Consider the following 14,413-nt stretch of genomic DNA (forward strand, 5'->3'; position numbering starts at 1 on the left):
GATGCCACTGTTCCGCCGCCGGCCGAAACTGCCACCGGCCGACCGGCCACCGCTGGAGCGCGACGAGCGGGTGCTGGCCTGGGCCGCGGCCGGCAACGGCGAGGGCGACGGGGTGGTGGTCGCCACCAACCTCGGGCTCTGGCTGCCCGGCCGGGGGCACCGGATCGGCTGGCACGACGTCGTCAAGGCCGTCTGGTCGGGCCGGGAGCTGACCGTGACCCCGGGCGAGCGGGTCGCCGAGCGGGACGGCTACCTGGTGGTCGCCGAGCTGCCGGCCGAGCGGTACCTGCTGCTCGATCCGGGTGACCTGCCGCACCAGGTACGCACCCGGGTCACCCGCTCGGTCGCGTACACCCAGCACCACGCCGTGCCCGGCGGATCCGGCCGGGTCGTCGGTCGCCGGGTGCCCGGCACCGACGGCCTGACCTGGATGGTCCACTACGACCCCGGCACCCCCACCGACGCCGCCGACGTCCTCGCCGAGACCGACCGCCTGGTCGCCGCCGCCCGCACCGCCACCACCCCCGCCGACCTCTGACGTTAATTCGTTGGGAAGTGTCGGACCGGGTGTCTAGGGTCCGGGAGTGACCACGGGGCGACCACTCATTCAGGCACAGGGGCTGGTGAAGCGGTTCGGCGACTTCACCGCCGTCGACGGCATCGACGTGGAGGTCCGCGCCGGTGAGGCGTTCGGCTTCCTCGGGCCCAACGGCGCCGGCAAGTCGTCCACCATGCGGATGATCGGCTGCACCTCGCCGCCCAGCGGCGGCGAGCTGCGCATCCTGGGCATGGATCCGGTGCGCGACGGGCCGGCCATCCGCGCACGGCTCGGCGTCTGTCCGCAGCTGGACAACCTCGACCCGGAGCTGACCGTCCGGGAGAACCTGACGACGTACGCCCGCTACTTCGGCATCCCACGCCGGGTGGCCCGGGCCCGGGCCACCGAGTTGCTCGACTTCGTGCAGCTCGGCGACCGGGCGGACAGCAAGGTCGAGCCGCTCTCCGGCGGCATGAAGCGGCGGCTCACCATCGCCCGCGCGCTGGTGAACGAGCCGGACATCGTGCTGCTCGACGAGCCGACCACCGGTCTCGACCCGCAGGCCCGGCACCTGGTCTGGGAACGGCTGTTCCGGCTCAAGCAGCAGGGCGTCACGCTGGTGCTCACCACGCACTACATGGACGAGGCCGAGCAGCTCTGCGACCGGCTGGTGGTGATGGACGGCGGCCGGATCGTCGCCGAGGGGTCACCGCGGGCGCTCATCGAGCGGCACGCCACCCGCGAGGTGGTCGAGCTGCGGTTCGCCGCCGAGTCGCAGGAGGCGTTCGCCGGCAAGCTGGACGCGCTGGGGGAGCGCGTCGAGGTGCTGCCCGACCGGATCCTGGTCTACGTGCCCGACGGTGACGCTGCGGTGGCCGAGGTCGCCGCGCTCGGTCTGCACCCGGCCAACGTGCTGGTCCGGCGCGGCAGCCTGGAGGACGTCTTCCTGCACCTCACCGGCCGCACCCTCGTCGACTGAGTCCGGACTTGCTGGAAGGGGCTGCCGTGACGGCACAACTGACCCGGGACCGACGCCCCCTGCCGCGGGTGCCGGCGCTGCGGGTGCTCGAATACCACCTGGTGGGTTACCGGCGCACCTGGCGGGCCGGCGCCTTCTCGTCCTTCCTGCTGCCCACGCTTACCGTGCTCGGGTTCGGGCTGGGCGTCGGGTCGTACATCGACCAGGGTGTCGGCGGCGTCTCCTACCTGGAGTGGATCGTCGGCGGGCTGCTCGCGTCGACGGCGTTGCAGGTGGCGATCGCCGAGTCGACGTGGCCGGTGTTCGGCAACCTCCAGTGGCAGAAGATCTACTTCGGGCAGCGCTCGTCGCCGCTGCGGGTGGGCGACATCCTCGCCGGCCACCTGGCGTTCGTGCTGTTCCGGGTGCTGACCTCCGTCATCGCGTTCCTGCTGGTGACCGGCGTGCTGGGGGCCCTGCGGTCGCCGTGGGCGGTGCTGACGGTGCCGGTGGCGGCGCTGCTCGCGCTGGCCGTCGCCGCGCCGACCTTCGCGTACGCGGCTTCGGTCGACTCGGACAGCTGGCTCGCCATGCTGTTCCGCTTCGCGGTGATCCCGATGACCCTGTTCGCCGGGGTGTTCTTCCCGGTCGAGTCGCTGCCGCTGGCGCTGCGCTGGCTGGCCTACGCCACACCGCTCTGGCACGCCGTGGACCTGTGCCGGGCGGCGGTGCTCGGCGTCGCCCCGTACTGGTCGGTCGCCGGCCACCTGGCCTACCTGGCCGTCTGGGCGGCCGGGGGATGGCTGCTCGCCCGCCGCGTTCTCGCCCGCCGGCTCGTCGTCTAGCTCGTCGTACAGGAGAAGGTCATGGTCGCTCTGGTGCTGCCCCGGCTGGTCGACGTCTCGGCCGCCTCGCGCCGGTCCGCGTCGGTCACCGAGCGGAACGTCGCCGCCCTGAGGTCCGTCTACTGGTTGCTGCTCATCTCCGGTTTCGTCGAGCCGCTGCTCTACCTGCTGTCCATCGGCGTCGGAGTGGGTGCGCTGATCGGCGACCTGACGCTGCCCAGCGGTGCGGTCGTCACGTACGCGGCCTTCGTCGCCCCGGCCATGCTCGCCTCGTCGGCGATGACCGGTGCGCTGGCGGAGACCACGTTCAACTTCTTCGGCAAGATGAAGTACATGAAGCTGTACGACGGGGTGATCGCCACTCCGGTGCAGCCGTTCGAGATCGCCCTCGGCGAGCTGGCCTGGGCGATGCTGCGGGGCAGCGCGTACTCGGCCGCGTTCCTCGTGGTGATGGTGGTGATGGACCTGACCGCGCCCGCCCGCGCGCTCGCCGCCTTCCCGGCGGCGGTGCTCGTCGGGTTCGCGTTCGGCGCGCTCGGCATGGCGATCTCCACGTTCATGCGCAGCTGGCAGGATTTCGACCTGATGAGCTCCGCGCAGTTCATCCTGTTCCTGTTCTCCGGCACCTTCGTGCCCGCCGAGGCATACCCGACGGTGCTGCGGTGGCTGGTCGAGGTGACTCCGCTCTACCGGGCGGTGCACCTGATCCGTGCGCTGACCGTCGACACCGGCGGCTGGAGTTGGACACTGGACGTGCTCTACCTGCTCACCGTACTGGCAGCCGGCCTGCTGATCGCCGCCCGCCGGATGGGCCGCCTGCTCTACAAGTAGCCCGCGGCCCTGCCGCGGGGGCGGTGCGGGTAGCGGAGAGTGCGGCACTCCAGGCGGCCTCCCATCGGCGTGTCGAGCGCAAGAAGTGCCACGCTTTCCGCACCGCGCACCGCACCGCACCACGTCTCAGCGGGGGCGGGCCCAGGTGAGGAAGCGGTTGGCCAGGGTCTCCGGCGGATGTTGGCCGGTGAGGTCGTCGGCCGCGTCGTACATCATGGTGCCGAGATAGATGAGCAGGCCGGTTCGGTTACCCCGGTACTCGCCGAGCAGCGCCAGCCTGGCCGGTGAGCACGGCCAGGCGGCCCCGCACACCCGGCACCGCCACGAGGGGCGCGCCGCCAGATGCGGCCGGTGGCGGGGCATCAGCGCTGCTCCGGCTCGCCGCTTCGCGACGACGTACCGTCGCAGAACCTCATTCGCATGAAGCCTCCGTCGAGGTGGAGGGGGCGCCGGCAGCCTGTCGGGTGTGCCGGCGCCCCGGCCTGGTTCCGCCCGCCGTCCGTTCCCGTGAGCGGTTCCGCTGCGTGACAGTCTGGTGAGGACACGACTACGGTGGGAGACCCGGCGCGGTGACGGCCAGCGCGTCCACGGCCGGTCGCAGGCGGTACGAGGATGTACGGAGGGTGTCCGTGGAGCGCTCGTCCATGCTGGAACACTTCGCCGAGGAGTTGCGGCTGGCGCGGGCCGGCGCTGGCCTGTCACAGGGTGCCCTGGCCGAGGCGCTCAGCTACTCGGCGGCGCTGGTGGCCAAGGTGGAGACCGGCGAGCGCCGGCCCAGCCTGGACTTCGCCCGTCGCAGCGACACAGTGTTCGGCGGGGACGGCCGGTTCGAGCGCATCCAGCGCCGAATCAGCCGGGAGACAGTGGTGCCGTGGTTCCGCGACTGGCCCGGCATCGAGGCCGAGGCCACCGCGTTGCGGTCGTTCGAGCCGCTGTGCGTGCCGGGACTGTTGCAGACCGAGGGGTACGCCCGCGCGCTGCTGTCCAGCGGCGGCCTGTTCGCCCCGGACGAGATCGAGCAGCAGGTGATGACCCGGTTGGACCGTCAGGGTGTGCTCACGCGCGACCGGCCGCCGCTGTTCACCGCCGTCATGGACGAGCACGTGCTGCGCCGCCGGATCGGCGACGCCGAAGTGATGGGCGAGCAACTGCGGCATCTCGTGAAGGTCGGCTCGACGCTGCCCCGGGTCCGGATCCAGGTCGTGCCGCTATCCGTCGGGGCCTACCCTGGCATCAACGGCCCCTTCGTGATCGCCACCCCGCCGCACGGGGAGGACGTCGTCTACCAGGAGGGTCAGCTCCACGGCCAAGTGGTCGACCGCGCCGAGCACGTCCGGCAGATGGTCGAGGTTTGGGAGTCGATCCGGGGTGAGGCATTATCACAGCAGCAGTCCCTCGACCTGATCGCGGAAGTGGCGGAGACATGGACATGACCGGTGCCCGGTGGCGCAAGAGCACCCGCAGCAACGGGCAGGGCGGCAACTGCGTGGAGGTGGCCGACAACCTGCCTGGTCTGGTGGCTGTGCGCGACTCCAAGGACCCGACCGGCCCGGTGCTGGCCTTCCCGCCCACCGCATGGCGCACCTTCGTCGCCCGCCTCCCCGTACACCCGTAGTCCCACCGTCCCCACGGCCCGGCGCCCCGCCAAGTCCTGGGCCGGCTCCCTGCGGCGGCCGTCCTAAATGGTCAATCTTGGACAGTTTCCGTTAGCGCGTAACGGATTCTGTCCAAGATCTGTGGTTCTGAAGCTGGCGGGGGGGGGCACGGTCGGTGGATTTTTCCTGATGACGCGGCTGGGGCGCTGGAGTGGTTGGCCTTCGAGCAGGCCGGTGTGCTCACCAGCGCGCAGGCCCGTACCGTGCTGACCGATGGGACCGTGCGCGGGCTGGTGCGGTCCGGGCGGTGGCGGGCGATCAGTCGCGGGCTGCTGCTGACCGGCAACGGCCGGTTGGCCCGTGATCAGCAGTTGTGGGTGGCGGTGCTCGCCGCCGGAGCGGGTGCGGTCCTCGCGGGTGCCACGGCAGCCACCGAGGCGGGCGTACGCGGTCTGCGACCCGAGCCCCTGCACGTGCTCGTGCCGGCATCCCGTCGGGCCGGACGGAGCACCCTGCGCCAGTTGCCGATCGACATGGCCGCCGTGGTGGTGCACCGGACATCGGTCCTGCCTGCCGAGCATCTCCAGGTCGGCCGTCCGCCGCGCACGACCACCGCGCGAGCCCTGGTCGACGCCGGCTGGCGACCCGACGCCACAGATCGCGACTGCCAGCGGTGAGTGGTCAGCCGCCCTGGTAGTAGCGGGCGGCGCCGGGGTGCAGGGGGATGGGGTCGGTGGTGGCGGCGGACTCGCGGTCGAAGTTGCGGGCCTCGGGATGCGCCACGGCCAGGTCGGCCTGGTAGGTGAAGAGCAGGCGGGTCAGGTCGTACGCCAGGTCGTCGGGCATGTCCGCGCTGACCAGGATCACGTTGGCGACCGTGACGGTGGGGGTGCCGGAGGGGGTGTCGTAGGCGTCGCCGGGCAGTTCGGCGGTGGTGTAGACCGAGCCGTGCGTGGTGCTCAACGGCTCGATCAGGTCGGCGACCGGCAGCAGCCGGAACCGGCCCGGTGCGCCGGTGAGCAGGTCGGCGATGCCCGGGGTGGGTAGTCCGCCGGAGAAGAACATCGCGTCGAGGGTGCCGCTGCGCATCCGGGCCACCGTCTCCGGCAACGACAGGCGGGCTCGGCGTATGTCCCGCTCCGGGTCGAGGCCGGCGGCGGTGAGCAGCCGACCGGCGATGACGTCGGTGCCGGACTTCGGCGAACCGGTGGAGACACGTTTGCCGCGCAGTCCCGCGACGTCGGCGATCTGCGCGTCGGCTCGGACGATCACGTGGGTGTAGTTGCTGTAGACCCGGGCCAGTGCCCGGACCGGCTGCGGACGTCCGTCGAAGGCGCCACGGCCGGCGGTGGCGTCCGCCGCCGTGTCGGCGAGGCTGAAGGCGATCTCCATGTCGCCGTCGACCAGCCGGGTGATGTTCTCGACGGAGGCCCCGGTCGGTTCCGCCCGAGCCTCGTAGCCGGGCAGGTGGCGGCTGATGACGTCGGCGTAGCCGCCGCCGAGCTGGTAGTAGACCCCGGTGGTGTTGCCGGTGGCCAGGAAGATGCGCCCGTCGTGCCACGGCCGAGCCTGCGGGGTGCGCTCGGCGGCGCAGGCGGTGACCAGCGCGACCGCCAGCAGCATCGCCACCAACCGCCGTCCCCGACTCATGCCGGCACCCCGCCGGATTGGTGGTCCGCCCAGGTCCGGGCCGCCGGTTCGAGCGCCTCGGCGACCCGCTGGACCAGCGTCGCCGTCTCGTACCCGATCTGGCCCAGGTCGCATCCGGCGGCGGCGAGCACGCCGAGCAGGGCGCGGTCACCGACGGCCATCACCAGCAGCACACCGCCGTCCATGTCCACGATCTGCTGTCGGACCCGGCCGGCGGACATCAGCCGGGCGGCGCCGACGGTCAGGCTGGCCAGGCCGCTGATCACGGCGGCGAGCTGGTCCGCCTGGTCGGTCGAGAGGTGCGGCGAGGCCGCCAGCCGCAGCCCGTCCCCGGAGACGGCGAGGGCGTGCGACACGTCCGGTACCTGCTCGGCGAAGTTCGCCAGAAGCCAGTCGAGGCCGGGGCTGCCGTTGGGCATCATCTAGGGTCTCCCGTTCGTCTGCTGGTTACGTCGCATCGCGTGGGCCACCCCGGCGGAGAGCGCGGACAGTCGGGCCCGTACCACCTCGGGGTCGAGCAGGTCCGGCGCGGCCTGCGGCGGCGGCATGTCGTGCAGTTCGGACTGAAGGCCGCCGCCGCGTACCCGCCGGGGCAGGCCAACCGCGGTCGCTTCCTCCGGACGGGCGTCGCCGGGCCGCCAGGCCGACGCACCGTTGGCCGACGGGGCCGACCTGTTCGGTGCGACGCCGACGGGTTGTCCGGGCGGCCGGTAGTGCGGTTGACCGGGCTGCTCGGGTGACCAGGCCGCCGCGCCGTTGCCCACCACCGGCAACGTCATCGTCGGGGCCCGATGCACGTCGAACCGGTCTGCGGCGCCGACCTCGGCGGGAGCGCCCCGGTGCCGGAACCAGGCGCCGACGGCCGGGGAAGCCGGCCGACCGACGGAGTTCGGACGGCCGGTGAGCTGCTCCATCCTGGTCAGCAGCGACTCCGGCACGTCCACCTGGGCCACCGTCCCGGCGCCGGCACTGTGCAGCCGCACCAGGATGCCGTGCCGGGCGGCCAGGTGGGCGACCACGTGCAGGCCCATGCTGCCGGCCGCCGCGCTGGACAACGCGGCCGGGGCGCGCAGCCTTTCGTTGATCTCGGCCAGCCGGTTCTCGCCGATGCCGATGCCCTGGTCGTGTACGCGCAGCGTCAGCCCGTCGACGGTGCGTCGGCCGTCCACATGCACGGGGGTGTGCGGCGGGGAGTACGACGTGGCGTTCTCCAGCAGCTCGGCCAGCAGGTGCACCAGATTGCCCACCGCCGAACCGTGCACCCCGGCGGTGGGCACGTCGATCTCGACCCGGGCGTACTCCTCGATCTCGGAGGCGGCACCGCGTACGACGTCGGCCACCAGATGCGGACCGTCCTGTGAGCGTCCGGGTTCGCCACCGGCCAGGACCAGCAGGTTCTCCCCGTTGCGCCGCATCCGGGCGGCGAGGTGGTCGAGGGCGAAGAGCCGGGCCAACGCGTCCGGATCGGTCTCCTCCTGCTCGAACTCGTCGAGCAGCCGCAACTGTCGGGTGATCAGGGTACGGATCCGCCGGGCCAGCGCCTCGACCATCCGGGTCACGTCCATCCGCAGCTCGGCCTGCGCACCGGCGAGCCGCAGCGCGGCCCGGTTGACGGTGTCGAACGCCTCGGCCACCTGGGCGATCTCGTCGCGCCCGCGGCTGATTCCCGCGGTGAGCTGCGAGGCCGTGCCCTCGGCCGGAGCACTGTCACCGGCCGCGATGGCGGTGATCCGCTCGGGCAGCTCCCGGTGTGCCATGGTCAGCGCCGCCACCCGCAGGCGGCGCAACCGGCGGCTGGTGCGGACCGCCAGCAGCGCGGCGGCGGTCAGCGAGACCAGCGCCAGGCCGGTGGTGGCTCCGCCGGTGACCAGCGCCCGTTGCCGGGCCGCCGTGGCGAGCTCGGCGGCACGCCGGTCCAACTCGTCGGAGAGTTCCCGGCCGAGCAGGTTGAACCGGCGGATGGCGCCGCTCTGGGCGACGTACCAGGCGTCGCCGTCGGCGGCCAACGCGGCCGGCTCGGTGTCGGCGTTCAACGCGCTGTCGCGCATCCGCCGCGCGGTGGAGACGTCGCTGCCGGCGATCAGGCGGGTGTACGCGCCGGTGGCACGTTCGCCGGCGATCCGGGAGAACTCGGCCTGCCGCTGCTCCTGTGCGCCGCGTAGCCGGCCCAGCCGGACGAGTTCGCCCTCGACCAGCTCACCTCGCACGAAGATGGCCCGGAGCAGGTCACGTTCCAGCGACGCCAGGTGTTCCTGGGCCGCGACCGCCGCCACCTCGCGGGCGCGGTTGGCCAGCTCGGGGTCGCGTAGCTGGGCGGGCAGCGCGTCGGCGACGGCGAGCAGCGACTCCACGAGCGCCACGTAGCTCGCGTCGGCATTGTCGGTGGTGAGCGCGGCGATCCGGGCCTCGTCGAGCTGGTCGAGGTGTTCGGTCACGCCGTCGAGGTCGCGGCCGAGGTCCGGCGCGGCACGGCGAGCGTCGGAGCTGGCACTCTGGTAGCGCTCGCTGGCCTCGTCGACCCGGCGTCGCTGGGCGTCGACCAGTTGGCGGCCGGAGGTTCCGCCGCGCTGGCGCAGCGCCGCCGACTCGCCGAGTTCCCGTTCCAGCTCGTGCACCAGTGAGACGGTGGCGGTGGCGGTACCGGCCAGCACCCGGGCTCGTTCGGCGTCGGTGGAGGCGGCCAGGGCGTCACCGGTCTGGATGGCCCCCAGCACGAGCAGGCCGGCGGTGGCGATCAGGATCGGTGCGAGCAGTTGGGTACGCACCGACCAGAGTCGGCCGGTGTGGCCGGACGGACGGTTGTGCCGGCGTACGCGGGCCAGCGAGGACAGCGGCACGGGGGTCTCCCGAGGTAGGGGCGGCCGGGCCGGAGGGGAGGTACCGGCCCGGCCGCCGTCGGTCAGCTCGCGCCGAGGTCCTGCAACGCCTTGGCCGCACCCCGGTGCAGACCGACCGGGTCGGTCTTGCGGGCGGTGGCCAGGGCGATGCCGTTGGCGGCGGGATTGGCCTGGGCCAGCGCGTCCTTCTTCTCGAACACGGTCCGGGTGATGGCGCAGGCCACGTTGGCGTCGAGGTCCTTGCGGACGAGCAGCACGTTCGGGACCACGATGGTCGGGGTGTCCGCCGACGTGGAGTACACGTCCTTGCCGATCGTGCCGGCCTGGTACGCGGGGTTCAGTTCGCTCATCTTGGGCAGCAGCGGCGTGACGTCGACGAATCTCACCTTGTCGCCGGCGGTGGTGAACAGGTCGGTGAGGCCGCCGGTGGGCAGGCCGCCGGACCAGAAGAAGCCGTCGACGGTGCCGTCCTTGACGCCCTCCACGGTCTTGGTGAGGTCGAGCCGCTGGGCCTGGACGTCCGTGGCGGGGTTCAGGCCGGCGGCCTCCAGCAGCCGGTTCGCGATGACCTCGGTGCCGGATTTGGGGGAGCCGGTCGAGATCTTCTTGCCGCGCATGTCGGCCACCGAGTTGATTCCCGAGTCGGCCCGGACGACCACCTGGGTGTAGTTGTCGTAGATCCGCGCCAGCGCCTCGACCGGCTGCGGTGCGTTGAAGCTGTCCTTGCCCTCCACCGCGTTGACGGCGGTGTCGAACAGCGAGAAGGCCACGTCGTACTGGCCACCGACGAGCTGTTCGATGTTCTGGACCGACGCTCCCGTCTCGGCCGCGGTGCCGGTCAACCGGCCGCCGGTGCTGTCGGACAACTGCCCGGCCAGGGCGTTGCCGACCACGTAGTAGACGCCGGTGGCGTTACCGGTGGCGATGCCCACCCGGGTGTTCTCGGCCACCTCGCAGGTGACGGCGCTCGCGGCGTCGTCCGTGGCCGCGGCGCCCTGGCGGCCCCCGCAACCGGCGGCGCCGGCGGCGACGAGGGTGAGGGCTCCCACCCCCGCCACGAGCCGCGCGTTGATCCGTCCCACACTGTCTCCTTCCTGGGTCATGCCGGTGATCCGGCTCGCGTCCCACCGGAGGGGCCGGTGGATCCGCGACGTACGAACACGCCCACCGTCATGACGCCGGCCAGCACGGCACCGATCGCGGCGGGCACGGGTTGCAGCCAGAGCAGGGTCAGGCCGGCGGCCACGCCGATCACCCGTTCCGGCACGCCCGCCGGGCCGACGCCGGGCAGCCAGCCGCCGGCCGCGACGGCCAGCACCGCGACACCGAGGGCCGTGACGACGGTGGCGACGAGGATCTGCCGGGGACCGCCGATGCCGAGCAGGCCGAGGCCGGTCGGGGTGACCACGAAGGCCAGCGGGATCAGGTACGCGGGCAGCGCGTACCGCAGGGTGTGCCACATGGTCGGCACCAACCGTCCGCCGGTGACCGCGGCGGCGGCGACGGCGGCGAGCGCGGTGGGCGGCGACACCTCGGACAGCACCGCGAAGTAGAAGACGAACATGGCGGCGGCGGGCGCGCCGACCCCGAGGTCGAGCAGGGCCGGTCCGATGATCACCCAGCCGATCACGAACGACGCGGTCACCGGGACCGCCAGGCCGAGCAGGCTGAGCGCGACGGCGGCGAGCAGGGCGGTCAGCGCGAGTACCACGGCGGGCTCGGAGCTGACCGCGCTCGCCGCGCCGACCAGCAGCGCGGCGGCCTGCGGACCGAGACCGGTCTTGGTGGTGGTGGCGGTGATGACGCCGGCCGCCGCGCAGACGACGGTGACCGCGAGGACTCCGCGTACGCCGGTGGAGAGGGCGGCGACCAGTCGGGCGGGGGTGAGCCGGTGTGCCCGGTCCAGGAAGGACAGGGCGACCGCGAGGAGGGTGGCCAGCACCACGGCCCGGGTGGCCGAGAGCCCGACGGCGAGCAGCCCGACGATGGCGAACAGGGAGGCGAAGTGATAGCCGGAGCGGGCCAGCAGCCGCCAGGCGGAACCGGCCGCGAGGGTTGCCGGACGCACTCCGGAGCGACGTGCGTCGATCTCCACGGAGAGCACGATGCCGAGGTAGTAGAGGATGGTCGGCACCATCGCCCAGCCGAGCACCTGGAGGTAGGACACGCCGAGGTACTCGGCGATGATGAAGGCCGCCGCGCCGAGCGTCGGCGGGGACAGGATGGCGCCCACGCCGGCGGCGGCGAGCATCCCGCCGGCCCGTTCCGGCGGGTACCCGGCGCGACGCAGGATCGGCCAGGTGACCGCGCCGATGCTGACGGTGGTGGCCGCCCCGGAGCCGGAGACGGTGCCGAGCAGGAATCCGGAGGCCACCGCCGTACGACCGGCGGCCGTGCGCGAGCGCCGGAACGCCGCGGCGGAGAGGTTCACGAAGAACCGACCGGCGCCGGAGAGGTCGAGCACCGCCCCGTAGATGGTGAACAGCACGATGTACGTGGCGGCCACGTCCAGCGGGGTGCCGTAGAAGCCGCTGTCGGAGTTGTAGAAGGCGTCGACCAGTTGCCCGAAGTCCAGCCCGGCGTGCGCCACCGCCCAGGTCTGCGGCAGCAGCCCGCCGTAGTAGCCGTAGCCGAGGAAGACCAGACAGACGGCGGGCAGGATCCAGCCGGTGGTGCGCCGGCAGCCCTCCAGCAGCAGGAGCAGCAGGACGGTGCCCATCGCCACGTCCAGGCCGACCAGCAGCCCCTGCCGGTCGAGGAAGGCGTCGTAGCCGCCGCCACCGCCGGCGAGGGCGATCGGCAGCACCGGGTACAGGCAGCCGGCCAGCGCCGCGGCGGCCAGCAGCCAGTCGACCCGGCTGGGCCCGGACCGGCCGGTCGCGGTCGCGTCGGGAGCCGAGGGCCGACCCGCGAGCACCGCCCGCAGCCGGCGCGGCAGCCGCAGGTCGGCCGGGTAGGCGAGGAAGACCAGCGGGAGTACGCCGGCCAGGAAGAAGATCAGGTAGTACTTGCTGCCCTGCGCCAGCGGCCGGAACACCTGCCAGAGCGCGAGCAGGCCGATCGCCAGGGTGGCCGCGGTCAGGACGAGGGCGACCGGCCCGGTCAACACCCGACCCGGCTTCTCGTCCTCGAACCGGCCGGCGAGTTCGGTCGGATCGATCAGGGCCGGATCGGTCCGCAGGGCGGTCGTCTCCGCCTCCGCCACTCGGCTGTGCCCGCCGTGATGCTGAGGTCCGGAATCTTCGGTGAATCGGATAGCCGACACGAGGGGGGACGATACGCGAATTGACTCCGCGTTGGGGGACATTGTCGAACATCGCTTCGCTGGGTGACTTTACATTCTTTCGTGTCACTCGAAGTGAAACAATTAAGAATAGTGTTCATGATCGGCCTGGACGTGCCGATGGGGGCGATGCGGGGTGCCCGACGAAGTGACGGTGCAGTCCGTTTTGCCACATTGTCGACCGCCACGTGGCGGGCTGGGCGAGGCAAAAAATCTACTCAAGTGATTACGCTCCGTGCATCGAACTACGGTAGGTATCGACTCCAACCGCCTGGGTCGCGACGTGGTCGGCGGCCTCGGGCGGTCGGTCGGAGTGCGTCCCGGAGCGCATCGCCGGGCTGTCGGCGACCTCCGGCGGGCGATGGCGAGACCAATTCCGCAGTGATCACATTCGCCCCGGCTCCCGCTGACGGGAAGCGAGTTCGCTGCATTTCCCAAGAGTGAGGCCACGGCTCGATGCCGACTGTTCGACCTTCGCCCGGCGGTCGCGGACCGGCCGAGGCGACCAGCCCGGCCGACGGTCGAGCTGCCGCGCGTGCCGGGTTCGGGTGGGTTACTTCCCGTCGGTGGCTGGGCATGTGTCCTGCACGATCACCGTGAGCGCAGCAGAGGGGAGGGGCGATGGCCTCCGAGGAGTCTTCCCGTCCAGACCGGCGTGACCCGGGGTCCGACCCCGTCCCCGAGGTGCGGCGGGACGAGGCGGGTGCCGAGCACGCCCGCGAGGTGCGGCGCGACGAGTCGGACGCGGACAGCCCCTCACCCGAACGGCCGGAGTCGGACGCCGACCCTGACCCGCCCGCACATCCGGGCCGGCTGTCGGGGGGCGAGTGGGTGGCGGCGCTGCGCCGGACGGTGCGCGAGTTCCGCGACGACGGCCTGACCGACTGGGCCGCCGCGCTCACCTACTACGGCGTGCTCTCCATCTTCCCGGGCCTGCTGGTGCTGGTCTCGCTGCTGGGCCTGCTGGGTCCGTCGGCCACCCGGACGGTACGGGACACCGTCGCGGAGTCGGTGCCCGAGCAGAACATCCGCCAGATCCTCGACACCGCCATCGAACAGGCCTCGCAGAACGGGGGGTTGGCCGGTGTGACCGCAATCGTCGGTCTGCTCGCCGCCTTCTGGTCGGCCTCCGGCTATGTCGCCGCCTTCATGCGCGCCTCCAACGCGATCTACGACGTGCCGGAGGGGCGGCCGATCTGGAAGACCCTGCCGATCCGGGTGGGGGTCACCGCGGTGATCGGCGTGATGCTGTTGGCCAGTGCGGTGATCGTGGTCTTCACCGGCCGCTTCGCCGAGGAGGTCGGCGCCGCCCTCGGGGTGGGACGTACGGCCGTGACGGTGTGGGACATCGCCAAGTGGCCGGTGCTGCTGGTCCTGGTCAGCCTGATGTTCGCCATCCTCTACTGGGCGTCGCCGAACGCCCGCCAGGGCGGCTTCCGCTGGGTGAGCCCCGGCGGGCTGCTGGCGGTGCTGATGTGGCTGCTGGTCTCCGGCCTGTTCGCCTTCTACGTCGGCAACTTCGGCTCGTACAACAAGACCTACGGCGCGCTCGCCGGGGTGATCATCTTCCTGGTCTGGCTCTGGCTGAGCAACATCGCCATCCTGCTCGGCGCGGAACTCGATGCCGAGTTGGCCCGGGCGCGAGCGATAAGCGGTGGCCTCCGACCGGTCGATCGAGAGCCCTATGTTGAGTTGCGCGACGACCGCAAGCTGCGCTCGAAGGGTGGTGAATCGCCTTCCCAGTGATCTTTCGGGCGCATCCACACCTAACTAGTCGCTCCGTTACGCCGAAACTTTTGCTAGATCAGGCAAAAGTTGCCGTCAGAATGCCCTAAGGTCTGGACAGCGCAGGCCGAAGCCTCCTACTGTGTCGGGC

Annotated in this window: 14 protein-coding genes; 8 read left to right on the forward strand and 6 right to left on the reverse strand. The window is 72.0% G+C overall.

What is annotated here, in order from left to right; translation table 11 throughout:
• The first annotated feature begins 1 nt into the window (after window position 1).
• Genes ENC19_RS24670 through ENC19_RS24685 form a run of 4 tightly spaced genes read left to right on the forward strand, consistent with a single transcriptional unit; the run spans window position 2 to window position 3,172 of the window.
• Window positions 2–538 (forward strand): hypothetical protein, encoded by a 537-nt coding sequence (locus ENC19_RS24670; protein ID WP_164449451.1) that lies wholly within the window; start codon window positions 2–4, stop codon window positions 536–538.
• A 46-nt stretch (window positions 539–584) separates the two neighbouring features.
• Window positions 585–1,517, forward strand: a complete 933-nt coding sequence (locus ENC19_RS24675; protein WP_164449452.1) for an ABC transporter ATP-binding protein — start codon at window positions 585–587, stop codon at window positions 1,515–1,517.
• 26 nt (window positions 1,518–1,543) lie between these two features.
• Window positions 1,544–2,341: an ABC transporter permease gene (locus ENC19_RS24680; protein WP_164449453.1), complete on the forward strand. Its 798-nt coding sequence runs from the start codon at window positions 1,544–1,546 to the stop codon at window positions 2,339–2,341.
• 21 nt (window positions 2,342–2,362) lie between these two features.
• On the forward strand, window positions 2,363–3,172 hold the full coding sequence (locus ENC19_RS24685; protein WP_164449454.1) for an ABC transporter permease: 810 nt from the start codon (window positions 2,363–2,365) through the stop codon (window positions 3,170–3,172).
• Between the two features lie 126 nt (window positions 3,173–3,298).
• Here the strand turns inward: ENC19_RS24685 and ENC19_RS24690 are convergent, their stop codons facing one another.
• The gene (locus ENC19_RS24690; RefSeq protein ID WP_164449455.1) at window positions 3,299–3,535 is read right to left on the reverse strand and encodes a flavin reductase; all 237 of its coding nucleotides are present in this window, start codon (window positions 3,533–3,535) and stop codon (window positions 3,299–3,301) included.
• Between the two features lie 266 nt (window positions 3,536–3,801).
• Between ENC19_RS24690 and ENC19_RS24695 the strand changes: the two genes are divergently transcribed.
• The 3 genes from ENC19_RS24695 (at window position 3,802) to ENC19_RS24705 (ending at window position 5,444) form a co-directional block, all read left to right on the forward strand.
• Complete coding sequence (locus ENC19_RS24695) at window positions 3,802–4,605, forward strand: helix-turn-helix domain-containing protein (protein WP_281603264.1); 804 nt, start codon at window positions 3,802–3,804, stop codon at window positions 4,603–4,605.
• On the forward strand, window positions 4,596–4,787 hold the full coding sequence (locus tag ENC19_RS24700; protein ID WP_164449456.1) for a DUF397 domain-containing protein: 192 nt from the start codon (window positions 4,596–4,598) through the stop codon (window positions 4,785–4,787). Before ENC19_RS24695 ends, ENC19_RS24700 begins: the two co-directional genes overlap by 10 nt.
• 195 nt (window positions 4,788–4,982) lie before the next feature.
• Window positions 4,983–5,444: a hypothetical protein gene (locus ENC19_RS24705; RefSeq protein WP_235945081.1), complete on the forward strand. Its 462-nt coding sequence runs from the start codon at window positions 4,983–4,985 to the stop codon at window positions 5,442–5,444.
• 4 nt (window positions 5,445–5,448) lie between these two features.
• Here ENC19_RS24705 and ENC19_RS24710 read toward each other — a convergent pair whose 3' ends face one another.
• From ENC19_RS24710 to ENC19_RS24730, 5 genes are all read right to left on the reverse strand, one after another.
• Window positions 5,449–6,417 carry a TAXI family TRAP transporter solute-binding subunit gene (locus ENC19_RS24710; RefSeq protein ID WP_164449457.1) on the reverse strand — a complete coding sequence of 323 codons (969 nt, stop codon included), beginning with the start codon at window positions 6,415–6,417 and terminating at the stop codon, window positions 5,449–5,451.
• Entirely contained in the window at window positions 6,414–6,839 is a 426-nt protein-coding gene (locus tag ENC19_RS24715; protein WP_235945082.1) for a roadblock/LC7 domain-containing protein, read from the reverse strand. Before ENC19_RS24715 ends, ENC19_RS24710 begins: the two co-directional genes overlap by 4 nt.
• The gene (locus tag ENC19_RS24720; protein ID WP_164449458.1) at window positions 6,840–9,254 is read right to left on the reverse strand and encodes a sensor histidine kinase; all 2,415 of its coding nucleotides are present in this window, start codon (window positions 9,252–9,254) and stop codon (window positions 6,840–6,842) included. It abuts the gene before it with no gap.
• Between the two features lie 62 nt (window positions 9,255–9,316).
• Window positions 9,317–10,357, reverse strand: coding sequence for a TAXI family TRAP transporter solute-binding subunit (locus tag ENC19_RS24725; protein WP_166459080.1), 1,041 nt, complete (start codon window positions 10,355–10,357; stop codon window positions 9,317–9,319).
• Window positions 10,354–12,459: a TRAP transporter permease gene (locus ENC19_RS24730; protein WP_328824372.1), complete on the reverse strand. Its 2,106-nt coding sequence runs from the start codon at window positions 12,457–12,459 to the stop codon at window positions 10,354–10,356. Before ENC19_RS24730 ends, ENC19_RS24725 begins: the two co-directional genes overlap by 4 nt.
• Window positions 12,460–13,158: 699 nt before the next feature.
• Between ENC19_RS24730 and ENC19_RS24735 the strand changes: the two genes are divergently transcribed.
• Complete coding sequence (locus ENC19_RS24735; RefSeq protein ID WP_235945083.1) at window positions 13,159–14,283, forward strand: YihY/virulence factor BrkB family protein; 1,125 nt, start codon at window positions 13,159–13,161, stop codon at window positions 14,281–14,283.
• Window positions 14,284–14,413 lie beyond the last annotated feature (130 nt).

This window comes from Verrucosispora sioxanthis, assembly GCF_010560025.1.
GTDB classification, from domain to species: domain Bacteria; phylum Actinomycetota; class Actinomycetes; order Mycobacteriales; family Micromonosporaceae; genus Micromonospora; species Micromonospora palythoicola.

Excerpts from the sequence above, each read along its gene's own strand:
- ENC19_RS24670 (WP_164449451.1), top strand. The coding sequence starts at position 2 with ATGCCACTGTTCCGCCGCCGGCCGAAACTGCCACCGGCCGACCGGCCA.
- ENC19_RS24715 (WP_235945082.1), bottom strand. The coding sequence starts at position 6,839 with ATGATGCCCAACGGCAGCCCCGGCCTCGACTGGCTTCTGGCGAACTTC.
- ENC19_RS24700 (WP_164449456.1), top strand. The coding sequence starts at position 4,596 with ATGGACATGACCGGTGCCCGGTGGCGCAAGAGCACCCGCAGCAACGGG.
- ENC19_RS24735 (WP_235945083.1), top strand. The coding sequence starts at position 13,159 with ATGGCCTCCGAGGAGTCTTCCCGTCCAGACCGGCGTGACCCGGGGTCC.
- ENC19_RS24690 (WP_164449455.1), bottom strand. The coding sequence starts at position 3,535 with ATGCCCCGCCACCGGCCGCATCTGGCGGCGCGCCCCTCGTGGCGGTGC.
- ENC19_RS24710 (WP_164449457.1), bottom strand. The coding sequence starts at position 6,417 with ATGAGTCGGGGACGGCGGTTGGTGGCGATGCTGCTGGCGGTCGCGCTG.
- ENC19_RS24685 (WP_164449454.1), top strand. The coding sequence starts at position 2,363 with ATGGTCGCTCTGGTGCTGCCCCGGCTGGTCGACGTCTCGGCCGCCTCG.
- ENC19_RS24725 (WP_166459080.1), bottom strand. The coding sequence starts at position 10,357 with ATGACCCAGGAAGGAGACAGTGTGGGACGGATCAACGCGCGGCTCGTG.